The organism is Streptomyces sp. JH14, from assembly GCF_029428675.1.
Classification (GTDB): domain Bacteria; phylum Actinomycetota; class Actinomycetes; order Streptomycetales; family Streptomycetaceae; genus Streptomyces.
Genome location: NZ_JAJNEL010000001.1, coordinates 543024 through 565359, shown reverse-complemented (window position 1 = coordinate 565359; position 22336 = coordinate 543024). Strand labels below are relative to the sequence as shown.

Annotated in this window: 16 protein-coding genes and 2 pseudogenes; 8 read left to right on the top strand and 10 right to left on the bottom strand. The window is 70.9% G+C overall.

All coding sequences use genetic code 11. The features are described from left to right. The first annotated feature begins 243 nt into the window (after nt 1-243). Nucleotides 244-993 carry a DUF3152 domain-containing protein gene (locus LRD69_RS02510; RefSeq protein WP_277329600.1) on the top strand — a complete coding sequence of 250 codons (750 nt, stop codon included), beginning with the start codon at nt 244-246 and terminating at the stop codon, nt 991-993. Nucleotides 994-1103: 110 nt separating this feature from the next. Then, a complete protein-coding gene (locus tag LRD69_RS02505) occupies nt 1104-1781 on the top strand; it encodes an ABC transporter permease (RefSeq protein ID WP_277324893.1) in 678 nt (225 codons plus the stop codon). A gap of 109 nt (nt 1782-1890) precedes the next feature. Here the strand turns inward: LRD69_RS02505 and LRD69_RS02500 are convergent, their stop codons facing one another. The 3 genes from LRD69_RS02500 to LRD69_RS02490 all read right to left on the bottom strand — a co-directional run bounded on the left by LRD69_RS02500 (nt 1891) and on the right by LRD69_RS02490 (nt 5631). After that, a complete protein-coding gene (locus LRD69_RS02500; protein ID WP_277324892.1) occupies nt 1891-3231 on the bottom strand; it encodes a chloride channel protein in 1341 nt (446 codons plus the stop codon). A 157-nt stretch (nt 3232-3388) separates the two neighbouring features. Then, entirely contained in the window at nt 3389-4825 is a 1437-nt protein-coding gene (locus LRD69_RS02495; RefSeq protein ID WP_277324891.1) for a DUF2252 domain-containing protein, read from the bottom strand. A gap of 119 nt (nt 4826-4944) precedes the next feature. Then, nucleotides 4945-5631: a hypothetical protein gene (locus LRD69_RS02490; RefSeq protein WP_277324890.1), complete on the bottom strand. Its 687-nt coding sequence runs from the start codon at nt 5629-5631 to the stop codon at nt 4945-4947. A gap of 70 nt (nt 5632-5701) precedes the next feature. Here LRD69_RS02490 and LRD69_RS02485 point away from each other — a divergent pair, with 70 nt between their 5' ends. Beyond that, nucleotides 5702-5932 carry a DUF6011 domain-containing protein gene (locus tag LRD69_RS02485; RefSeq protein ID WP_277324889.1) on the top strand — a complete coding sequence of 77 codons (231 nt, stop codon included), beginning with the start codon at nt 5702-5704 and terminating at the stop codon, nt 5930-5932. Between the two features lie 9 nt (nt 5933-5941). Here the strand turns inward: LRD69_RS02485 and LRD69_RS02480 are convergent, their stop codons facing one another. Both LRD69_RS02480 and LRD69_RS02475 read right to left on the bottom strand, forming a co-directional pair. Beyond that, the gene (locus LRD69_RS02480) at nt 5942-6814 is read right to left on the bottom strand and encodes an acyl-CoA thioesterase II (protein ID WP_277324888.1); all 873 of its coding nucleotides are present in this window, start codon (nt 6812-6814) and stop codon (nt 5942-5944) included. Nucleotides 6815-6863: 49 nt separating this feature from the next. Then, the gene (locus LRD69_RS02475) at nt 6864-9437 is read right to left on the bottom strand and encodes a DEAD/DEAH box helicase (protein ID WP_277324887.1); all 2574 of its coding nucleotides are present in this window, start codon (nt 9435-9437) and stop codon (nt 6864-6866) included. A gap of 79 nt (nt 9438-9516) precedes the next feature. Here LRD69_RS02475 and LRD69_RS02470 point away from each other — a divergent pair, with 79 nt between their 5' ends. Then, nucleotides 9517-10308, top strand: coding sequence for a metal-dependent hydrolase (locus LRD69_RS02470; RefSeq protein WP_277324886.1), 792 nt, complete (start codon nt 9517-9519; stop codon nt 10306-10308). Nucleotides 10309-10314: 6 nt separating this feature from the next. Here the strand turns inward: LRD69_RS02470 and LRD69_RS02465 are convergent. Next, a pseudogene (locus tag LRD69_RS02465) lies at nt 10315-11943 on the bottom strand (IS200/IS605 family accessory protein TnpB-related protein). 195 nt (nt 11944-12138) lie between these two features. Further along, nucleotides 12139-12501, bottom strand: a pseudogene (locus tag LRD69_RS02460) (substrate-binding domain-containing protein); the annotation flags it as partial. Nucleotides 12502-12730: 229 nt separating this feature from the next. Here LRD69_RS02460 and LRD69_RS02455 point away from each other — a divergent pair. The 3 genes from LRD69_RS02455 to LRD69_RS02445 all read left to right on the top strand — a co-directional run bounded on the left by LRD69_RS02455 (nt 12731) and on the right by LRD69_RS02445 (nt 14602). After that, a complete protein-coding gene (locus tag LRD69_RS02455) occupies nt 12731-12913 on the top strand; it encodes a hypothetical protein (RefSeq protein ID WP_277324885.1) in 183 nt (60 codons plus the stop codon). Then, nucleotides 12910-13830 carry a nucleoside hydrolase gene (locus LRD69_RS02450; protein ID WP_277324884.1) on the top strand — a complete coding sequence of 307 codons (921 nt, stop codon included), beginning with the start codon at nt 12910-12912 and terminating at the stop codon, nt 13828-13830. The genes LRD69_RS02455 and LRD69_RS02450 overlap by 4 nt, the downstream gene beginning before the upstream one ends. 238 nt (nt 13831-14068) lie before the next feature. Next, complete coding sequence (locus LRD69_RS02445) at nt 14069-14602, top strand: HAD domain-containing protein (protein ID WP_277324883.1); 534 nt, start codon at nt 14069-14071, stop codon at nt 14600-14602. 30 nt (nt 14603-14632) lie between these two features. Here the strand turns inward: LRD69_RS02445 and LRD69_RS02440 are convergent, their stop codons facing one another. Both LRD69_RS02440 and LRD69_RS02435 read right to left on the bottom strand, forming a co-directional pair. Continuing rightward, nucleotides 14633-16414, bottom strand: a complete 1782-nt coding sequence (locus LRD69_RS02440) for an ABC transporter ATP-binding protein (RefSeq protein ID WP_277324882.1) — start codon at nt 16412-16414, stop codon at nt 14633-14635. Next, a complete protein-coding gene (locus LRD69_RS02435) occupies nt 16411-18369 on the bottom strand; it encodes an ABC transporter ATP-binding protein (protein WP_277324881.1) in 1959 nt (652 codons plus the stop codon). Before LRD69_RS02435 ends, LRD69_RS02440 begins: the two co-directional genes overlap by 4 nt. Nucleotides 18370-18592: 223 nt before the next feature. On the opposite strand from LRD69_RS02435, the gene LRD69_RS02430 reads away from it, so the two are divergent. Further along, nucleotides 18593-19306 (top strand): L,D-transpeptidase family protein, encoded by a 714-nt coding sequence (locus LRD69_RS02430; RefSeq protein WP_277329599.1) that lies wholly within the window; start codon nt 18593-18595, stop codon nt 19304-19306. Nucleotides 19307-19363: 57 nt separating this feature from the next. Here the strand turns inward: LRD69_RS02430 and LRD69_RS02425 are convergent, their stop codons facing one another. Beyond that, nucleotides 19364-22288, bottom strand: a complete 2925-nt coding sequence (locus LRD69_RS02425) for an FAD-binding and (Fe-S)-binding domain-containing protein (RefSeq protein WP_277324880.1) — start codon at nt 22286-22288, stop codon at nt 19364-19366. Nucleotides 22289-22336 lie beyond the last annotated feature (48 nt).

Sequence of the window (22336 nt, the reverse complement as noted above, 5' to 3'; positions counted from 1 at the left end):
ACAGCCACTCGTTACTCTTTCGTGATGATCCGAACCAATGGCGATCATCTGACCTGACCAGTCTCGGCTGCCATGCATTCGGCACAAGAGCGGGAATCCGCACCGCCCACCGGCAACGCCGTGGCCTCCGACCGCGTCGGCCGCCGGCACCGGTCATCCCCTCGCGGTGGCGGTCGGCGCCGCTCCGCCCACAGCCGGGGCCGTCCCCGCCGCCGGGGCCGGAGCTATCTGGTCGGCGTGCTGGTGGCCGCCGGCCTGCTCGGCTCCGCGGCGTTCTTCCTGAACGGGGGACGAAGCGACGCGTCGAGCGATGCGCCGCGCCCACAGAGCACGGTCACCACCCCCACGCCCACCCCGACGCCCACGCCCACCCCGACCCCAACCCCGACGCCGACCCCGACCCCCACCGAGGTCGATGTCCCCTCGACGGGCACCGGCACGTTCGTCACCGCGCATGCCAGTGGCGCGAAGGCCGGTCGTGGTTCGCATCTGCTCCGCTACGTGGTGGAGGTCGAGACCGGGCTCGACATCTCACCGGCCCAAGCGGCCGACGAGATCGCCGACATACTTGCCGCCCCCCGGGGCTGGACCCACAACGGGGTCTCTTCGTTCCAGTTGGTGAGCGCGGGGGAGCCCTACGACCTCAAGGTGAAGATCGCGACACCGGGAACGGCGGACGCCCTGTGCTGGGAGGGCATCCACCAGGACACCGAAGGCGAATACAACTGCGAGATTCGCAACGGGGTGGTGGTGAACCTCAAGCGCTGGGTGAAGGGCTCGCCCACGTTCAATGGTCCGATCCATGACTACCGCGCGCTGATCATCAACCACGAGATGGGGCACTTCCTGGGCCACCCGCACACGACCTGCGCGGGACCCGGGCAACTGGCCCCCGTCATGATGCAACAGATCAAGGGCCTGCACGGATGCATCGCCAACGCCTGGCCCTATGACAGGAGTGGTCACTTCGTCTCCGGGCCGCACGGGACGTGAACCGGCGGCGACCAGGCCCCCGACGGTGGGCACTCGGATCGGGCCGCCTCGCGGCCCGGGTCGGGGCGACGCCCGGCGGGGGGCTGGAAAACCAGCGTTACAGCTTGGTCATGGTCCAGGACTCTCCCGCGGTCTTCCTGAAGGGCCAGGCCTACACCGTGATCGGGATACTCGGCGGAGCCGAGCGGGAGCAGCAGCTCTCGACCGCGGTGATCCTGCCGCCCACGACAGCCGAGGACCAGCTGGGCCTGGAAACGGTGACCCGGGTACTGATCAACACCGCACTCGGCGCGGCGAAGCAGGTTGCCCACCAGGCACCGATCGCGCTGGCTCCCGGAGCGGAGGACGCCCTCACCGTCACGGCACCGCCCGACCCGACCAAGGCACGCAAGGGCGTACAGGGCGACGTCAACGGGCTGTTCCTGGTACTCGGACTGGTCTCGCTGGTGGTCGGGGCCATCGGTATCGCCAACGTGACACTGGTGACGGTCATGGAGCGGATCGGGGAGATCGGACTGCGCCGCGCTCTCGGCGCCTCGCGACGGCAGGTGGCCGGCCAGTTCCTGGTGGAGTCGACGACCATCGGACTCCTCGGCGGCGTCATCGGTGCCGTCCTGGGCATGGTGGTCGTGGTGGCCGTCTCCGCCATCAGGGACTGGGCTCCGGTCCTGGACGTCCGTCTCGCTTTCGGAGCCCCGGTCGCCGGGGCTCTCGTCGGACTCCTGGCCGGTCTCTACCCGTCACTGCGGGCCTCCCGCATGGAGCCCGTCGACGCACTGCGCTCGTAGACCGTGTCCGACACATGGCGCCGTCCGCCCGTGGCCGCCCGCGCGACGGCCTGGCGCGGGCGCGGGCCGACTGCGCCCCGCCGGCAGGACGCGAACCTGCGGCCAATGCTCAGGCGGCGCCCTGTCCGTCCGGGAGGGCGTGCGGCGCCGGGTCGAGCCGGAGCGAGACGACATACGCGACCACGACCGAGACGATCACCAGCGGCATGACGGTGAGCCCGGGTGATCCCAGCAACAAGGTGGCCAGCAGCACCGAGGTCATCGGCAGCCTGAGCATCGCGACGCACATGGCGCCGATGCCCATGGCGAACCCCGACGTCACGTTCAGCCCGGGGAGATGGGAGAGCGCGATGCCTCCCGCCGCTCCTACGAACATCGCGGGGAAGACGGGGCCTCCCCGGAAACTGCTCAAGGACGCGCAGTACGCCAGCCCCTTGCAGACGATGAGCAGCAGGAGCGTGCCCACCGTGTACCTGGCGCTGTCGGTGAGCAGCGGGTCCAGCGCGTTCTGCCCCGAGTACAGCACCCCGGAGGCGGCGTTCCCCGTGGCTTCTGCATACGCCAGCGCGAGGACCCCGACCACCAGCCCCATCAGCACGGTGCCCACTACCGCCCGTCGCTCGACCCGCGCCTGCAAGAGCAGGGAGAGCCGCCGGATCCCTTCGCCGACGACGGCCGCCGCCAGCCCGACGACCACTGCCCAGCCGAACTGGGCGAGGTCCGGCTTGTCGGCCTGCGGCACGTGGTGAAGTGCCAGGGAGTACGTTCCCAGGCCGGTCCACGAACCCAGCCCGACGAAGATGAGGGAACCCACACCTGAGGCGAGCAGGCCCGGCACCAGGACCATTCCCAGCACGGCTCCGCCGAGTCCCGACGCCTCCATCAGCAGGAACGCCCCGAGGAGCGGAGACCCCAGCAGCGCACTGACCGCGGCGAAGCTCCCGGCGGCCCCCACCACGGCACTCGCGCCCGGCGTGACGTCCCGCTTCACCAGGCGCACGGCCCACACGGCCAGCCCGCCGCCGAGGGCGATGAGCGGCGCCTCGGGCCCGAGCACGGCACCGAGGCCGAGGGAGGCCAGGGCCGCGATCACGATTCCGGGCAGCTCCCATGCTGCCGGTGCCCCCGTCGTCTTCATCCCTTCGGCCGGCTTGTGCCCGCCTGCGCCGGGGAGGTGACGGATGGTCAGCCCGACCAGCAGGCCGGCGACGACCAGCAGGGGCACCGGCCACCACGTGGGCGTGGACGAGAAACCCAGTGCCCTCGGCAGGTCCGAGTAGGTCAGCGACTGGAGTTCGTGGGTGAGCGCGAGGAACCCGAAGGCCACCGCCGAGATCGGCACCCCGAGCAGCGCAGCCATCACCAGGAGTCCCGCATAACCACGGGTACGGACGAGTGCGACGGGGTCCGGTGGCGCCGTGGCGGAGGCCCCGGCGGGCTTGGCCGACATCTTCATCGTCTCCTCAGCGTCGGCGCCCCTGGCAGGCGCCGGCCCACGAGCGTTCAGAATGTGATATCACGCCAGGGCGATGCCCCCGGGACGTCGGACCGGCGCTGTGCGGTGAGTCCCGGACTTCCACCCCCGTGGCCCTGGACCGGTGTCCGGATCACCGCCGGTCGCCGTCCGGCTCGGACGCGGGAAGCCGGCCCGTGCGTACCGCCTCGACCAGCGCCTGGTGGTCGCGCTCGTTCCGGTCGGCATACGCCTCGGCGAATTCCTCGAGCGCACGGTCGAACGCGTCGCCGCGGCCCAGATACGCGGCGATGGCGATGCGGTCGCCGGATCTCGCGTGGGCGCGGGCCAGTGTGGAGCCGCAGACCTCGCCGTACGTCCTCAGGCCGGCCGGCACCATTGACTCCGGCTGGAGGCCGCCCTTCCAGTCGCGCAACTGGCGTACGTAGAAGTCGCGGCGCCGCCCGTCCATCCCGTCCGCCCGTTGCCAGCCGAGGAAGATGTCGCTCGTGGCCTGCATCAGCCGCTGCCCCGCGACCACCCGCTCGCCCTGGTTCCGGTATGTGCCGGGGCCGGCGTACGGGGCGAGCACCGACGGGCCGGCCTCCTTGGCCTGCAGGAAGAGCGGGTCCCGGCCGTCCCTCCCGGCCAGAAGGATGATCCAGCACCGGGTGCCGACGCTGCCCACCCCGACCACCTTGCGGGCGACGTCCACGAGCCGGAAGTCGCCGAGCAGGGCACGACGGTCCGACGAGAGACTCCGGCCGTAGTCCTTGAGCAGTCTGCCCAGCCGTTCCTCCAGCGCGTCGCGCTCGACCTCGGGCAGCAGATCCGCGACGGGCACGAGCAGCGGCGGGTCCGCGACGATCCGGACCCGTCCGTGCACCACCTCGGTGAGCTTGTCGAAGGCCTGCAGACTGTCCCGGGACCGGGCCCTGGCCATGGCCCGGTCCAGGTTCCTGCGGCCGCGCGTCGCCAACTCCCGGTCCGCCACGGCCTGCAGGCGGTCCGCGTCGGTCCTCGCGTACCACACGCCGAGGTTGGTCATGCCCGCGAACCGGATCATCGACTCGCGGTATGCGCGCACAGTCGCCGGAACGATGCCGGAGCGCTCCCGGTCCGTGAAGCCGTTCGCCCTTCCCGCGACGGCGAGACTGGCCGCCAGCCGCTTGACGTCCCACTCCCACGGACCGGGCAGCGTTTCGTCGAAGTCGTTGATGTCGAAGAGCAGTTGCCGTTCCGGGGAGGCGAGCAGACCGAAGTTCGACAGATGGGCGTCCCCGCACAGCTGGGCCCTGATCCCGGAGTCCGCAGTGGTGGCCAGGTCGGCGGCCATGATCGCGGCGGCGCCCCGGTAGAAACGGAACGGCGACTCGGCCATCCGGCTGTAGCGGATCGGGACGAGTTCGGGAATCCGGTTCGCGGACTGGGCTTCGAGCACGTCCAGCGGGTCCGGCCGGTCGGACGACGGTGCGAACCCGGCGTGGCTCGACCGGGGCGCGCCGCGGCGGGCGGCCTTGCCACGGGCCGCGCGTTCCCCGGGTGTCAGGTCCGGTGCGGCACGGAGCGTCGACGCGCTGGTCTGGCTCATCGAGGACCCTCCTGACCGATTTCTCTCCGATCATCGCGGGCCGCCCCGGTTACGGCATCATCTGGCGGCGCCGTCGCCCGGTGCGGGTCCCGGGCACGTCGTCCGGGGCACGCCGCCGATCACTTCCGCCGGTCGTCCCAGGGGGCTCCCAGCCAGCTGTCGAAGCTGCGCAGAAGCGCCACCAGAGCCGCGCCCAGTCGCCAGTCGCACCACTGGGCGTGCAGAAGGATCCGGTCGTCCTGGAACTCCAGCGGGGTCTCCTTGACGCTACGCCAGAAGATGCGGCGCGGCCCGCGGGCGACTTCGCCGCCACCGGCGACGACACTGCCCACGGCGATGGCCACCTGGACGGGGAACAGCAGCCACCACACGTACCACCAGAAGATCCGGCCCTTGTAGCCGACGGCCTCGGGGCTGCCGGGCTGGGTGACCGTCCACCGTGTTCGCAGACCTTTGCCGGAGAGAGCCTTCTCGCGGACGAACGTCCCGAGGGGCTCGCCCTGCGGGCCGAGTACCCGATACGTCGCCACACCGTCGTCCGCGGACGCGGTGACCAGCGTGGCCAGTCGCGCCTGCCGCTGCGGATCGGCCCACAGGACGAAGGAGCGTGCCCCGCTCTTGCGTGCGTCCAGGTACGCCGGTATGCCGCCCGGCGGCAGTTCGCGCTCCGGGTACGCGACGTCCCGGGCCGTGCCGCCGGGTGAGTCGGTGTATCTGATGACATGGCCGACCGGATCGACACCGTCCGGTGCGATGTCCTTCTTCTTGTCCTGGGGGACCGGCTCCAATGTCAGCACGCTGCTCACCCGACGAACTCCTCCGCTGTCTGTCTTTCGGAAGTCGCGGAGTAGACCGCGGACTTGAGAGGATCGACGCGTGGATTCCCCTGAACCGTTCCCCGGGACGGACATCGAGCCCCTGCCCGGCACCGGACGGGCTGCGGGGCGCCGACCGGTCCGTTGCCGGCTGTGCGGCCGCCCGCTCACCGGTACGGACTCGCGCCGCACCGGGCTGGGTCCCGCCTGCGATGCCAAACTCCACCCTGCCGCACCGGACATCCGCACCCGGCGCCACGACGTCGAGCAGGACCCGCTGCCCGGCATCTGAACGGCGGGTCTACGCGCCCAGGCGGCGGAACAACCCCTCCTGCACCACGGACACCAGCAGATTGCCGTCACGGTCGTAGATCCGGCCGCGGGCCAGCCCCCGACCGCCCGTGGCGATCGGCGACTCCTGGTCGTACAGGAACCACTCGTCGGCCCGGAACGGCCGGTGGAACCACATCGCGTGGTCCAGCGACGCCATGTCGAAGCCGCGCGGTCCCCACAGCGGTTCCACCGGGATGCGCACCGCGTCGAGCAGCGTCATGTCGCTCGCGTACGTCAGCGCGCAGGTGTGCACGAGCGGATCGTCGCCCAGTGGGCCGACCGCGCGCATCCAGACCGCGCTGCGCGGGTCCGCGTCCTTGACCTCCTCCTGCGTCCAGCGCAGCCGGTCGACGTACCGGATGTCGAACGGCTGGCGCCGCGCCATCCTCTCCAGCGCGTCCGGCAGCGCCCCGAGATGCTCGCGCACCTCCTCCGCGACGGTCGGCAGTTGCTCGGGGTCCGGGACGCTCCGGGTGGGCGGCAACTGGTGCTCGAAGCCCGCCGTCTCGGGCCGGTGGAACGACGCCGTCAGATTGAAGATCGTCCGGCCCTGCTGGACGGCGGTGACCCGGCGGGTGGTGAACGACCGCCCGTCCCGCACCCGCTCGACGTCGTAGACGATCGGCACCCCGGGACGGCCGGGCCGCAGGAAGTACGCGTGGAGCGAATGCACCGGCCGGTCACCGTCGGTGGTGCGACCGGCCGCCACCAGCGCCTGCCCGGCGACCTGGCCGCCGAAGACCCGCTGCAAGGACTCCTCGGGGCTGCGCCCGCGGAAGATGTTGACCTCGATCCGCTCCAGGTCGAGCAGGTCGACCAGGCGCTCGGCGGGATTCGTCATGCGGTTCGTCTCCACTCTCGCAGCGGTGCCGTGTGTACGGCGAGCGCGGTCACAGCTGGCCGACCGAGGTGACTCTGACGACGGCCCGGCCCTCTTCGTCGGAGGCCGCCAGATCGATCTCGGCGCTGATGCCCCAGTCGTGGTCGCCGTTCGGGTCGGCGAACGTCTGCCGTACCCGCCACAGTCCGTGCGCGGCGTCCTCGTCGATCTTCAGCAGCTTCGGCCCGCGGGCGTCCGGACCGGTGCCCAGGTCCTCGTACTCGTCCCAGTACGCGTCCATCGCCTCGCCCCAGGCGTCCTCGTCCCAGCCCGCATCGCCGTCCAGATCGCCGAGCTCGGCGACCTTGTCCAGCGCGGCCAGCTCCACCCGGCGGAACATCGCGTTGCGGACCAGCACCCGGAAGGCGCGGGCGTTGGCGGTGACCGGCTTGACCTCGTCGGCCCGCTCCTGCGCCTGCTCGGCGGTCTCCACCTCCGGGTTGGCGAGCTGCTCCCACTCGTCGAGAAGACTGGAGTCCACCTGCCGGACCATCTCGCCGAGCCAGGCGATCAGATCCTCCAGGTCCTCGGACTTCAGGTCGTCCGGGATGGTGTGCTCAAGAGCCTTGTACGCGCTCGCCAGGTAGCGCAGCACGATTCCCTCGGTGCGGGCCAGCTCGTAGTTCGAGGTGAACTCCGTGAACGTCATGGCGCGTTCGTACATGTCCCGGATCACGGACTTCGGCGAGACCGGGTGGTCGCCCACCCACGGGTGGCTCCTGCGGTACACGTCGTACGCGTGCCACAGCAGCTCGCTCAGCGGTTTCGGGTACGTCACGTCCTGGAGCCGCTCCATGCGCTCCTCGTACTCGATACCGTCCGCCTTCATCTGGCCGACCGCTTCGCCGCGCGCCTTGTTCTGCTGGGCGGCGAGGATCTGCCGCGGGTCGTCGAGCGTCGACTCGACGACGGAGACCATGTCCAGGGCGTACGACGGCGATTCGGTGTCGAGCAGGTCGAACGCGGCCAGCGCGAACGTGGACAGCGGCTGGCTGAGCGCGAAGTCCTGCTGGAGATCGACGGTGAGCCGCACGATGCGCCCCTCCGCGTCCGGCTTGTCGAGCTGCTCCACGACGCCGCCGTCCAGCAGGGAGCGGTAGATCGCGATGGCCCGGCGGATGTGGCGCAGCTGCGCCCTGCGCGGCTCGTGGTTGTCCTCCAGCAGCCGCCGCATCGCCTCGAAGGCGTTGCCGGGACGTGCGATCACGGACAGGAGCATCGTGTGCGTGACCCGGAAGCGGGAGGTCAGCGGCTCCGGGTCGGACTGGATCAGCTTGTCGAACGTCGTCTCCGACCAGGCGACAAAGCCCTCGGGGGCCTTCTTGCGGACCACCTTGCGCTTCTTCTTGGGGTCGTCGCCCGCCTTCTTGACGGCCTTCTCGTTCTCGATGACATGCTCGGGTGCCTGCGCGACGACGAAGCCCGCCGTGTCGAAGCCGGCCCGGCCCGCGCGGCCGGCGATCTGATGGAACTCACGGGCGCGCAGAGTGCGGACCCGGGTGCCGTCGTACTTGGTGAGCGCCGTGAACAGCACCGTACGGATCGGGACGTTGACGCCGACGCCGAGCGTGTCCGTACCGCAGATCACCTTCAGCAGACCCGCCTGGGCCAGCTTCTCCACCAGCCGCCGGTACTTCGGGAGCATGCCCGCGTGGTGCACCCCGATGCCGTGCCGCACGAAGCGGGAGAGGTTCTGGCCGAACTTCGTGGTGAAGCGGAAGTTGCCGATCAGATCGGCGATCTTCTCCTTCTCCTCCTTCGTGCACATGTTGATGCTCATCAACGACTGCGCCCGTTCGACGGCCGCGGCCTGTGTGAAGTGCACGATGTAGACCGGCGCCTGCCGGGTGTCCAGCAGCTCGGTGAGCGTCTCGGTGATCGGGGTGAGCCGGTACTCGTAGCTCAGCGGTACCGGTCGGGTCGCCGAGCGGATCACGGAGGTCGGGCGGCCGGTGCGCCGGGTCAGGTCCTGCTCGAACATCTTGACGTCGCCGAGCGTGGCCGACATCAGAACGAACTGGGCCTGCGGAAGCTCCAGCAGTGGGATCTGCCAGGCCCAGCCGCGGTCCGCTTCCGCATAGAAGTGGAACTCGTCCATCACGACCTGGCCGATGTCGGCGTACTTGCCGTCACGCAGCGCGATGGACGCGAGCACCTCCGCGGTGCAGCAGATCACCGGGGCGTCCGCGTTGACGGAGGCGTCACCGGTGAGCATCCCGACGTTCTCCGTACCGAACAGCTTGCACAGGTCGAAGAATTTCTCCGAGACCAGTGCCTTGATCGGGGCGGTGTAGAAGGTGACCTTGTCCTGGGCCAGCGCCGTGAAGTGCGCACCTGCCGCGACCAGGCTCTTTCCGGAGCCGGTGGGGGTGGAAAGGATCACGTTCGCCCCGGAGACCACCTCGATCAGCGCCTCCTCCTGGGCAGGGTAGAGGGTGATGCCCTGGGTCTCGGTCCATGACGAGAAGGCCTCGAAGAGGGCGTCCGGGTCGTCGGTCGGGGGCAGCTGATCGATAAGGGTCACGCCCCCATCTTGCCTGCCTTCTGCCCGGATGAGGGAACCGGGCGACCGCACGAAGATCATGGACGATAGGCTGCCCACTCAACTCGGCCGCACCGCAACGGCGATCGCGACCGGACGGACTCTGGGGGCGGGAAGAACCATGATGGGACCGGCACACTCTCTGTCAGGGGCGGCGGCCTGGCTGGGGGTGGGCGCCGCGGCGGCCGCCGCGGGCCATACGATGCCGTGGCCCGTTCTGGTCGTCGGTGCGCTGATCACCGCGGGCGCCGCCCTGGCCCCGGACCTCGATCACAAGTCCGCGACCATCTCGCGCGCCTTCGGGCCGGTCTCCCGCGGACTCTGCGAGATCGTCGACAAGCTCTCGCACGCCGTCTACAAGGCGACCCGGGGCCCCGGTGACCCGCGCAGGAACGGCGGTCACCGGACGCTGACGCACACCTGGCTCTGGGCGGTCCTGATCGGCGCCGGGGCGTCCGCCGCGGCGATCACCGGCGGCCGGTGGGCGGTCCTGGCGATCCTCTTCGTCCACCTGGTGCTCGCCGTCGAAGGCCTGCTCTGGCGGGCCGCCCGGATGTCCAGCGACGTACTGGTGTGGCTGCTCGGCGCGACCAGCGCCTGGATACTGGCAGGCGTCCTGGACAAGCCGGGCAACGGCTCGGACTGGCTCTTCGCGGCCCCCGGCCAGGAGTACCTCTGGCTCGGACTGCCGATCGTCCTCGGCGCCCTCGTCCACGACATCGGCGACGCACTGACGGTCTCCGGCTGCCCGATCCTGTGGCCGATCCCGATGGGCCGTAAGCGCTGGTACGCGGTGGGGCCGCCGAAGGGCATGCGATTCCGGGCCGGCAGCTGGGTGGAGCTGAAGGTTCTGATGCCGGCGTTCATGGTGCTCGGGGGAGTGGGCGGAGCGGCCGCCCTCAACTTCATCTGACCGTTCCTAGCCAGTGTGCGTAAGTGGGTCTTGGACCCGCTGCTGCGTACTGGGCGCATTCCGAACGGTGTTGGATGCGCTGGGTTTCCGCTTTCGCGTCCCGTTCGGCGGCGGCCCTCCGGGGGGCCGGTCCGTTGCGGGTGGGCGGGTTCCCTCACGTCCCCGGTTACCTGGTGCGGCCTGGACGGTCCGATGCCCCGCACGATCACTCCGGTCGTGTGGGGGCGGTGCCGTCCGACGCCGGATCGGGTGCCCGAGGGCGCGTCGTGCGATCGCGATGCCCGCGGCATCGTGACGGGACATGGTGCGGTGTGAGGTGGCGAGTGGTTTCTGCCAGTGCTGGGCACCCCACAGGCTGGTGTAGGCGGGGTCGACCGCGACGATGCTCAGGCCGTGTTCGGTGGCCATGGACACCAGCCGGGCCTTCAGTTTCCCGGTCGGGATGCCGCAGATGAGCTGCCTGAACCGCTTGCGGCGGCCGTGCTTCTCGCGGGTTGTCTCGGTGGTGAAGTCGAGGTCTTCGATGCCGATCGCGGCAACACCGACCTGCCCCGCCCAGGTGATCAACCGGGTCAGGGCGTGGCGGATCTGTGCGTCGCGGTGAGCGGCCGTGCCGGACAGGTCGTAGCCGAAGCGGTGCGGGTCTCCGACCGGGTTGCCGTGCCGGTCGAGCTGGTAGGCGGCGAAGTGGTCGGCGTTGGTGTCGACGCCGATCATGCCCCGGGCGCGGGCGGCCTCCAACGCGATGGTCTGCACGACGGGGCGTTGCCAGGATGCGGTGAGGTACCAGCGGCCGCGCTCCGTATCGAGGTGGATGCGGTAGGCCACCGCCCGGTTCGCTGCGATGCGGTCGGCCTACTCCGCGCCCCGGTGCGCGAACGCCACGGTGGAGGCGAGGGTGTACCGGCCGTGCTTGGCGTTGGCCAGGTGCGCGAGCGGGGCAGGCAGCTTGATGGATACTTCGCCGTTCGGGGTGACGCGGATCGTCTCGTTCCCGAACCGCTTCCCCGACTCACCGTCCGCAGCGAGGAACCAGCGTCCCGCCTCCCACCGCTGCCGCCACCGGGCCTCGGTGAGCTCGGCCTCGGCGAGATGATGGCGGGTGTTCAGCAGACGCTTGCCGCCCCTGACCACCCGGACCCGTCCGGCCTGCCAGTCGGCAACAGCAGCGGCATGCCGGTCTTGCAGTGCCGCGAGGCGGCGGGACTTGCGAAACCACTCACCCTGGGAGCGGTAACCGCCCGCCGCGCGCTTGGTGCCCTTCTCCCCGAGCGGAAGGGACAGCCGGTGCCGTAGCGTCTTGATCCCGGCTTCCAGGTTCTGGATGTGCGCCGCCTGGCAACGGCGGGCGAGCGCCCACTGATCGTGCGTGGCCTTCGTGATCGCCCCCGCGATCCGCGACGACGACAACCCGGTCAGCTCCCGCTTACGCGCCGCCCACGTGCCCGCACCGTGCTCCAGACCATCCGCACAGCGGGCCTTGAGATCACCGGAAGCCAGCGCTCCCTGATGCGCACCGACCGCACGCAGCACCCTCTCGTCCTCGGCGGTCAGGTGCCCCAGACGGTCCCGGACCGCCACCCCACACGGCCCCGGCACCACAAAGGACGCCGCCAGCTTCCGCACACCACCCACCACATCACCCCCACAGGCCGGACGCCCTGCCACCCGGCCCAACGAGCAACAGCCACCAAGGTCACCCATTCGGCCCCAGAACCCCCGTTCCCACCCCACACACCCACCGCCAGGACTCACTTCCGCTCGCTACAACTCACTTCAATGCAGCAAACCCGCAGCAGCTCACAACCCCCTCGACCCGGCCGCGGGGGATCAGGCCGATTCGCACGGCACCGGACGGTGCGCGAGAACGATCTCCCGGGCCGGGCCCGAGTCCCCGCCCTCCAGCCGGTCCAGCAGCAGCTGCACCGCCGAACGGCCCATCTCCCGGGCCGGGTTGAGCACGATGGTCAGCGCAGTCGAGACCAGTGACGCCGCCTCGATGCCGTCGTACCCGGTGATCGCCACCCGGTCAGGCACCCGCAGCCCGGCCGCCCGTGCGGTGCCGAGCGCGGTCAGATCGTTGGCGCACACCACAGCGTCCGGCGGTTCCGCGGCGTTCAGCACCGCCGTCGCACCCGTCCGTCCGCTGATTCCGTTCGACGCGATCGCGATCCCGCTGTCCGACATCTTCCGACCGGGGACTGCAGAACACGTACGCCGGTCTGATCCTGTCCGGCATCGGCAACGGCCTGGCGATCTTCCTGCTGCGCCAGTTCCTTCTCGCCATCGCGCGCGAACCCGTCGAGGTCGCCCGGATGGACGGGCTCAGCCGCGGGCGTCTTCACGAAGATGTACGTACCTGTGGCGCGGCCCGCCCTGATCGGCGCCGGTCCTGCCCTGTTCACCTTTCCGGCAGTCCTCCATGTGGCCGCTGCTCGTCGGCACGGAACCGGACAAGCGGCTCAGCCCGATTGCCCTCGGCACCCCGCACGGACAGATGGTCGTCGACCACGGTCAGGTGTTCGCCGCCGACGTCGACCTGACCGTCATGCTGCGCCTGCAGCGGTACTTCACGCGGTCCATCGCGGGCAGCCTGAAAGTGTGACCACCGATCCTCGTGCCGACGACCCCAGGAGCAAAGTGAACCAGCGCACGGCAGACGTCCTCCTCGACACCGACATCGGCAGCGACGTCGACGACGCCCTCGCCCTCGGTGTGCTGCTCGGCTCGCCCGAGGCACGCATCACCGGCATCACCACCGTCTACGGCGACACCCTGCTCAGGGCCCGCCTCGCCCACCGGCTCGGCGCCCTCGCCGGACGTGACCTGACCGTCGTGCCCGGAGCCACCGAGACCCTGTCGGGCAAGGACGTCTGGTGGGCCGGACACGAAGGCCGGGCCTTCCCCGACCTGGAGACCGAACCGGTACGCGACGACATCGCCGCCGATCGCTTCCTGGTCGACACCGTGCTCGCCGAGCCCGGCGCGAGTGATGTCATCGCCATCGCCCCGCTCACCAACATCGCCCGCGCGATCCGCCTCGACGACGGCTTCGCCCCCGGGGTACGCACCCTGTACCTGATGGGCGGAGACTTCGGCCCGCGCGCCAAGGCGGAGCACAACATCGTCAGCGACATCGCCGCCGCCCGCATCGTCTTCGGCTCGGCCGTGCGCATCGTCGTCACCGGGCTGGACATCACCACCTGGCTGCGCATCGAGCGGGACGGCGTCGAGACGATCCGGGCGGCCGGACCGTACGGGGAGGCGCTCGCCCGCGAGATCGACGGCTGGACCGGTTCCACCGGCAGATCGTGGAGCGTGCCGCACGACCCGATCACCGCGCTGTCCCTGCTCCGCCCCGACCTCTACACCACCGAACGCGGCACGGTCGAGGTCACCGACGAGGGGCTGACCGTGTTCACGTCCGACCCGGAGGGCCATGTGGACCGCGTCGTCGACGCCGATGTGCGGGCGGTCGCCGAGCAGATCGTCGCCCGGATCGTACGGGCCCAGGGCCTCTGAGAGGGGGCGCCGAGCCCATCCGGCCCGCGTCCACCGCTGTGGTCGTGGCCGACGCGGACCCCGTGGTCCGCGTCGCACGTCGCCCCGCCGCCGGGGAGACCGTGCTCGGCGGCGATCCGACGGTCCCACGGGCGGCAAGGGCGCCGACCAGGCCGTCGCCACCGGCCCGCTCGGCGCCGAAGCGGTCCACCATGGGCGCCCTCGTCGCATCCGCCCGGAGAGCCGGTACCGTGCAGCCGTGACCGGTTCCGCGCAGCGCCCGCTTCTCTTCCTCGATGTCGACGGTCCGCTCATTCCGTTCGGAGCGACGCCGCAACAGCGCCCGGACGGGTATCCGACGTACCGCACGGGGGCGGCACCCGGGCCGGCCGCGTTGAATCCCCTTCTGAGCAGGATCGATCCCGGGCTCGGGCCTCGGCTGACGGCGCTGGGCTGCGATCTCGTCTGGGCCACGACCTGGCTGGACGAGGCGAACGAGTGCATCGCACCGTGGCTCGGCCTGCCGGAGCTGCCTGTGGTGGCCTGGGCGGAGCCGGCGTACGAGGACCCACTCGACTGGCGGGACGGGCTGCACTGGAAGACGCGCCCCCTCGTCGACCGGGCGGCAGGGCGCACCTTCGTCTGGGTCGACGACGAGATCACCGGCACCGACCGGGCCTGGGTGGCCGCACATCACCCGGGGCCGGCACTCCTCCATCGTGTCGACCCCGCCCAGGGGCTCACCGACGCGGACTTCGCCGCTCTGGACGCGTGGCTGCGCGCGAACCGGTGACGGTCCGCGCACCACCTCCGCCTTCTCCGCTCAGCCGTGCCAGGATCGCCACAGCGCCGCATACGCGCCGTCCGCCGCCACCAGCTCGTCATGGCTGCCCAGCTCGCTGATCCGGCCGTTCTCGACCACCGCGATCACATCCGCGTCGTGCGCGGTGTGGAGCCGGTGTGCGATCGCCACGACCGTTCGGCCGTCCAGGACCCGGGCCAGTGAGCGCTCCAGATGCCGGGCCGCCCGTGGGTCCAGCAGCGACGTCGCCTCGTCCAGCACCAGCGTGTGCGGATCGGCCAGCACCAGCCGGGCCAGCGCGATCTGCTGCGCCTGTGCCGGGGTCAGGGCCAGACCGCCCGAACCGACCTCCGCGTCCAGCCCCTCGTCCAGCGCCCTCGCCCAGCCGTCCGCGTCGACCGCGGCGAGCGACGCCCACAGTTCCGCGTCCCCGGCATCCGTACGCGCCAGCAGCAGGTTGTCGCGCAGCGATCCGACGAATACATGGTGCTCCTGGTTGACGAGCGCGACATGCGCCCGTACCCGCTCGGCCGGCATCCGGGACAACTCCGCTCCGCCCAGAGTGACTTCACCGCTGCGCGGGGCGTAGATCCCGGCCAGCAGGCGGCCGAGCGTGGACTTGCCCGCGCCGGACGGGCCGACCAGCGCGAGGCGCGTGCCCGGGGCGACGTCGAGTGACACCCTGTGCAGGACGTCGACCCCCGTGCGGTAGCCGAAGTGCACCTCGTCCGCCCGGACGTCGCGGCCGTCCGGGGCGACCTCCGTGTCGCCCGCGTCCGGCTCGATGTCCCGTACGCCGACCAGCCGGGCCAGTGACACCTGCGCGACCTGGAGCTCGTCGTACCAGCGCAGGATCAGACCGATCGGGTCGACCATCATCTGCGCGAGCAGCGCACCGGTCGTCAGCTGTCCGACGGTGAGCCACCCCTCGATGACGAACCAGCCGCCGAGCATCAGCACCGCGCCGAGGATCGTCACGTACGTGACGTTGATGACGGGGAAGAGCACCGACCGCAGGAACAGTGTGTACCGCTCCCAGGCCGTCCACTCCTTGATCCGCCGGTCCGACAGCGCCACCCGGCGCGCGCCGAGACGGTGCGCCTCCACCGTCCGTCCGGCGTCCACGGTCTCCGCGAGCATCGCGGCGACCGCCGCGTAACCGGCGGCCTCCGAGCGGTACGCGGACGGCGCCCGGCGGAAGTACCAGCGGCAGCCGAGGAGCAGCACCGGCAGTGCGATCAGCACCGAGAGCGCCAGCGGCGGAGCCGTCACGGTGAGCGCACCGAGCAGCAGCCCCGCCCACACCACGCCGATCGCCAGCTGCGGTACGGCCTCGCGCATCGCGTTGGCCAGCCGGTCGATGTCCGTGGTGATCCGGGAGAGCAGGTCACCGGTCCCGGCCCGCTCCAGGACGCCCGGCGGAAGTGCGACCGACCGCACGAGGAAGTCCTCGCGTAGATCGGCCAGCATCTCCTCGCCGAGCATCGCGCCGCGCAGCCGCATCATCCGCGTGAACACGGTCTGAACGACCAGCGCGAACGCGAACACCGCGGCGGTGCGCTCCAGATGGAGGTCGGCGACCCCGTTCGACAGGTCCTCGACCAGTCCGCCCAGCAGATACGGTCCGACGATCGAGGCGATCACCGCGACCGCGTTGAACGCGATGAGCACGGCGAACGGCTTGCGGTGGCGCCGTATCAGGTCCCGTACATAGCTCCGTACGGTCGTGGGGGTGCCCACCGGCAGGGTCGTCGCCGACTCCGGGGCGGCCGGGTCGTACGCCGGTTGCGCGACGCCGATCATGCCCTCTCCTCGATCTCTTCGATCGCCTTGATCTCCTCGATCGCGTCGATCGTGCTGGTCGTGACTGTCGTGGTCTCTTCCGACGCGGTCCGGTCCGTGATCTCGTCGTCGGTCTCGCGGGTGACGACCGCGCGGTACCGCGGTTCGGTGTGCAGCAGTTCGCGGTGCGCACCGACCGCGACGACCGTGCCGCTGTGGACCAGCACCACCCGGTCCGCGAGGTCGAGGAGCAGCGGCGACGAGGCGAACACCACGGTCGTACGACCGGTGCGCAGCGCCTTGATACCGGCGGCCACCCGGGCCTCGGTGTGCGAGTCGACGGCGGACGTCGGCTCGTCCAGAACCAGCGCCTCCGGGTCGGTGACCAGGGAGCGGGCCAGCGCGAGCCGCTGCCGCTGGCCGCCGGAGAGCGACCGCCCGCGCTCGGTGATCCTGGTGGTCATCGGGTCGTCGGCGCCGGCCGACGCCTGCGTCAGCGCGTCCAGGACATCACCGCACTGGGCGGCCGACAGTGCGTCCTCGGCGGTCACCCGACCGGAGGACGGCACGTCGAGCAGCTCCCGCAGCGTCCCGGAGAGCAGCACCGGGTCCTTGTCCTGGACCAGCACCGCGGTCCGGGCGGCCTCCAGCGCAAGCTCGTCCAGGGGTACGCCACCGAGCAGGACCGAGGGGGCTCTGCCCGGTGCGGCCGTGCGGGAGCCGTCCGCCGGGCCGGAGCCCGAGGCGCCTTCGGAGCCGTCGTCCGCCCCGGCGGCCTTCGCGCCGACGCCCGGGGCGTCGCCCTGCGCACAGGACTCCGCGGCCGTCCCGGCGTGCCCGCCGAGCCGTTCGGCCAGCCGCCCCGCCTCGTCCGGATCGCCGCAGACCACCGCGGTGAACAGGCCCGACGGAGCCATCAGCCCGGTGACCGGGTCGTACAGATCACCGGACGGCACCGCGTCGACCGTCGACGGCTCGGCGGTGCGGCGCAGCGAAAGCACCCGGACGGCCCGCTTCGCGGACGGCCGTGAGAAGGAGTACGCCATCGCGATCTCCTCGAAGTGCCGCAGCGGGAACAGCATCAGTGTCGCCGCGCTGTACACGGTGACCAGCTGACCGACCTCGATCCGGCCCTCGCGGGCCAGCGTTGCTCCGTACACGACCAGGGAGATGAGCAGCATGCCGGGCAGCAGCACCTGGATCGCCGAGATCAGCGACCACATCTGCGCGCTGCGCACCGCGGCCCTGCGGACCTCCTGCGAGGCGCGCCGGTAGCGGCCGAGGAACAGCTCCTCACCGCCGATGCCGCGCAGCACCCGCAGACCGGCCACGGTGTCCGACGCCAGCTCGGTGGCCTTGCCGGCCTTCTCGCGCTGCAGGTCGGCGCGCCGGGTGGCGCGGGGGAGAAGCGGCAGCACGGCCAGTGCCAGCAGCGGCACCGCGAGCGCCACCAGGACACCGAGCGACGGCAGGTACAGGACGAGCCCGACGCAGATCAGCACGAGAGCCCCGGCGGCAGCGGCGAAGCGGGAGAACGCCTCGACGAACCAGCCGATCTTCTCGACGTCGCCGGTGGACACCGCGACGACCTCGCCCGCGGCGACCCGGCGGGTCAGCGCGGCGCCGAGCTCCGCCGTCTTACGGGCCAGCAGCTGCTGGACGCGGGCAGCCGCGGTGATCCAGTTGGTCACGGCGGTCCGGTGCAGCATGGTGTCGCCGACCGCGATCAGCACGCCGAGGACGGCGATGAGCCCGCCGGACAGTGCGAGCCGGCTGCCCGAACGGTCGACGACCGCCTGCACGGCGAAGCCGACGGCCAACGGCAGCCCGGCGATGGAGCACTGGTGCAGCAGGCCCCAGGCAAGGGAGGTGAGCTGCCCGCGGATCTGGTTGCGGCCGAGCCAGAGCAGGAAGCGCGGGCCTGACCGGACATCGGGATCGCCGGGATCTGCGTACGGAAGATCGCGAATGTGCATGATGTCCCAAGGCTCGGAAGGGCGGAGGTCTGAGGAAGACCTCGAGGATCGGGTGAGGGGACCAAACCGTGCAAGGTTCGCGTCCTGCCGGGGTCCGAGGCAAACGGTTTTTCGCTCGGCGGTAAAGATTCGGCGCGTATCCGCGGCAGGTCACAGGCGGTGAGCCCGCCGCCCGGCCGGGTGGTGCGAGCATGGACGGATGCGAATAACCGGTCGGGTACGAATGGCTGTCGCGGCGGCGGCCTGTGGTCTCATGCTCACGCCCGTGACGGCCTGCGGCGGCGCGCAGGGCGGGCAGAAGGACGATACGCGTGCCGGCAGTGCGGCGAACCGGAAGGAACCGGCCGCCGACCTGAAGCGCATTCCCGACGTGGGCGACCGGCTGTACGCGCAGATACCCGAGAACGCGCGTCAGGTCGTCGCGGTCTACGGCGAGGGCGAGAACTCGGCCGACTCCACCGGGGTGCTGTACACGAAGCACGGCGCCACCTGGGACACCACCGCCAGGTGGAAGGCCCACAACGGCAGGAAGGGCTGGACCACCGACCATCACGAGGACGACAAGCGCAGTCCGGTCGGCGTGTTCACGCTCACCGACGCAGGCGGTGCCCTTGCCGACCCGGGTGCCCTCCTCCCGTACACCCGATCGGCGTCGATCCAGGCCCCGCGCTACTGGTCGAAGCCGTACTGGCACGACTTCGACTACGTCATCGCGATCGACTACAACCGTGTCAAGGGCACTGCGCCCAACGACCCGACGCGCCCGCTGGGACAGTCGAAGGGCGGCAGCATCTGGCTGCACATGGACCACGGCAGTGGTACCTCGGCCTGTGTGAGCCTGTCCAAGTCCGCCATACTGACGCTGCTGCGCACGCTCGACCCGAAGCAGCACCCGGTCGTGGTGATGGGCGACAAGGCGACGCTCCGCGCAGCGTGACCGCTCCCCCCGCCCGGCCGCGGACATCCGCATGTGCGCGGCCGGGCGGGGGACGCGTCAGGGCCGCGTCGCCCGTTCGAGCTCCATCAGGACCGAGTAGTACGAGCGCCCCGTGGCCCGGTCCATGCCGATCTCGCACATCCGGTTGGCGGAGAGATATGCGTCGTACTCCCGGGAGTTCACCTCGGCGGCCTCCTTCGCCGTCGCCGACGCCGTCAACTCCTTGTGCAGCATTCCGCGGTCGCCCGCGAACGCGCAGCATCCGGCGTCGTCCGGGATGACGACCTCCTCCGCACACGCCTCGGCGACCGCACGCAACTGCTCCACGTCCCCCAGATGCTGCATCGAGCATGTCGGGTGCAGTACCGCCGAACCGGTCTTCCGCAGGACCGTCAGCTCCGGCAGCAGCTCGTCGGCAGCCCACACGAGGGAGTCGACGATGGTCAGTTCCCGGTGCAACTCCCGGTTGTCGTCGGTCAGATAGGGCACCACCTCATGGGCGATCCCCAGCGTGCACGACGACGCGTCGACGACCAGCGGCAGTTTGCCGCCCGCCGTCCAGCCCCACGCGGCCTCCACGATGCGGTTGGCCATCACCGCATTGCCCGCGTCGTACCCCTTGGAGTGCCAGATCGTCGCGCAGCAGGTTCCCGCCACGTCCTCCGGGATCCATACCGGCTTTCCGGCGCGGGCCGAGACGGCGACGACGGCCTGCGGCAGCGAAGGACCGCGGTGGCCCTCCGGGCCGCCGAAGATGCGGTTCACGCACGCCGGGTAGTACACGGCGCTCGCACCCTTCCGCGAGGTAGGGGGCAGCTGCCGGGCCGCGGCGCCCGGGATCTCCGGCAGCCACTCGGGCACCAGATCGGGGCGTACGGCCTTGCGGGCGAGCCCGGTGACGGTCTCCAGCAGCCGGTCGCCGATCTTGTCCGCCGCGGCGACCGCCAGCCGCGCCGAGACCTCCACCGCCTTGAAGTTCTTCGCGGTGACTGCCGCGATCCGCTCCTCCCGCGGCGAGTGGCGCCGGTGGCGGAAGTCCTTCATCATGGCGCCGGTGTCGATGCCGACCGGGCAGGCGAGTTTGCAGGTGGAGTCGCCCGCGCAGGTGTCGACGGCGTCGTACCCGTACGCGTCGAGCAGGGCGGACTCCACCGGCGAACCGTCCGGCTGGCGCATCATCTCCCGCCGCAGCACGATCCGCTGGCGAGGCGTCGTGGTCAAGTCCTCACTGGGACAGGTCGGTTCACAGAAACCGCATTCGATGCACGGGTCACCGATCGCCTCGACCTCGGGGATGGTCTTCAGACCGCGCAGATGGGCCTTCGGATCGCGGTCGAGGACGATCCGCGGAGCCAGCACCCCGTCGGGGTCGATGATCTGCTTCGTACGCCACATCAGCTCCGTCGCCTTGGGGCCCCACTCCAGTTCCAGGAACGGTGCGATGTTGCGCCCGGTGGCGTGCTCCGCCTTGAGCGAGCCGTCGAAGCGCTCCACGGTCAGCCGGCAGAAGTCGTCCATGAATGCGGCGTACCGGTCGACGTCGGACGGCTTCGCCGCGTCGAAGGCGAGCAGGAAGTGCAGATTGCCGTGTGCGGCGTGGCCCGCGACGGCGGCGTCGAATCCGTGTTCCCCCTGCAGCCGGAGAAGGGCCTCGCAGGCGTCGGCGAGCAGGGACGGCGGGACCGCGAAGTCCTCCGTGATCAGCGTCGTGCCCGACGGGCGGGAGCCGCCGACCGCGGTGACGAAGGCCTTGCGGGCCTTCCAGTAACCGGAGATGACCTTGGCCTCGCGGGTGAACTCATTGGTGATCGAGGCGACCGGCGTGACCAGGTCCAGCCCCTTGACGACCGCGGCAGCCGCCCGTTCGTACGCCTCCTGCCCCGGCTCGTCCGGAGCCCGGAACTCCACCAGCAGCGCCGCGGTCTCCCTGGGCAGCTCGGCCCAGTCCGCGGGCACGCCCTGCACGCTCACGGATGCGCGCAGCGTATTGCCGTCCATCAGCTCGACGGCGATCGCCCCCGCCTCGTTGAACCGGGGAACGGCAGCCGCCGCGGCGGTCAGCGAGGGGAAGAAGAGCAGCGCGCTGGAGACCTTCCGGTCCAGTGGCAGGGTGTCGAAGACGACCTCGGAGATGAAGCCGAAGGTGCCCTCCGAGCCGACCATCAGCCCGCGCAGGATCTGGACCGGGGTCGAGCCGTCCAGGAAGGCGTCGAGCCGATACCCGTTGGTGTTCTTGATCTCGTACTTGGCGCGGATACGGGCGGTGAGCTCCGCGTCCGCCTCGATCTCCGCCTTCAGGGCCATCAGCCCCTCGCACAGGTGCGGTTCGGCATGCGCCAGCAGTTCGTCCGCCGCCGGGTCGGCGGTGTCGACGACCGTGCCGCTCGGCAGCACGAAGGTGAGCGAGGAGACGGTGCGGTACGAATTCCGGGTGGTGCCCGCGGTCATTCCCGAGGCGTTGTTGGCGACGACCCCGCCGATCGTGCACGCGATGGCGCTGGCCGGGTCGGGGCCCAGCAGCCTGCCGTACCTGGCGAGGGTGGCATTGGCGCGCATGACCGTCGTCCCGGGGCGGATGCGCGCCTGCGCGCCGTCGTTCAGGACCTCGATGCCCGTCCAGTGGCTGCGGACGTCCACGAGTATGTCCTCGCCCTGCGCCTGGCCGTTCAGGCTGGTGCCGGCGGCCCGGAAGACGACCTCGCGGCCCTTGCCGTGCGCGTACGACAGGACCGTCGAGATGTCGTCGATGTCCTCGGGGACCACGACCACCTGCGGGACGAACCGGTAGGGGCTGGCATCGGAGGCGTACTTCACCAGGTCGGAGACTTTCCACAGCACCTTCTCCGGCCCGAGCAGCGCGGTCAGCTCCTCGCGCAGCCGTTCGGGTGTGCCGGCCGCCCGGTTGTCGGGGACCCGGTCGTGGGACGCGGTGCGCGGCACGGCGGGGCGGAGGGCTTCCGGCTTCGGCTCCAGTAGCGGCATGGCGACGGTCTCCTCAGCGGATCGGTGCGGTTCTCCCCCCTTTCTATC

What these genes read in the sequence shown, in the direction of transcription:
- LRD69_RS02505 (WP_277324893.1), top strand. Translation starts at nt 1,104, where the DNA reads ATGGTCCAGGACTCTCCCGCGGTCTTCCTGAAGGGCCAGGCCTACACC.
- LRD69_RS02500 (WP_277324892.1), bottom strand. Translation starts at nt 3,231, where the DNA reads ATGTCGGCCAAGCCCGCCGGGGCCTCCGCCACGGCGCCACCGGACCCC.
- LRD69_RS02495 (WP_277324891.1), bottom strand. Translation starts at nt 4,825, where the DNA reads ATGAGCCAGACCAGCGCGTCGACGCTCCGTGCCGCACCGGACCTGACA.
- LRD69_RS02480 (WP_277324888.1), bottom strand. Translation starts at nt 6,814, where the DNA reads ATGACGAATCCCGCCGAGCGCCTGGTCGACCTGCTCGACCTGGAGCGG.
- LRD69_RS02475 (WP_277324887.1), bottom strand. Translation starts at nt 9,437, where the DNA reads ATGATCTTCGTGCGGTCGCCCGGTTCCCTCATCCGGGCAGAAGGCAGG.
- LRD69_RS02470 (WP_277324886.1), top strand. Translation starts at nt 9,517, where the DNA reads ATGATGGGACCGGCACACTCTCTGTCAGGGGCGGCGGCCTGGCTGGGG.
- LRD69_RS02455 (WP_277324885.1), top strand. Translation starts at nt 12,731, where the DNA reads ATGTGGCCGCTGCTCGTCGGCACGGAACCGGACAAGCGGCTCAGCCCG.
- LRD69_RS02440 (WP_277324882.1), bottom strand. Translation starts at nt 16,414, where the DNA reads ATGATCGGCGTCGCGCAACCGGCGTACGACCCGGCCGCCCCGGAGTCG.
- LRD69_RS02435 (WP_277324881.1), bottom strand. Translation starts at nt 18,369, where the DNA reads ATGCACATTCGCGATCTTCCGTACGCAGATCCCGGCGATCCCGATGTC.
- LRD69_RS02430 (WP_277329599.1), top strand. Translation starts at nt 18,593, where the DNA reads ATGGCTGTCGCGGCGGCGGCCTGTGGTCTCATGCTCACGCCCGTGACG.
- LRD69_RS02425 (WP_277324880.1), bottom strand. Translation starts at nt 22,288, where the DNA reads ATGCCGCTACTGGAGCCGAAGCCGGAAGCCCTCCGCCCCGCCGTGCCG.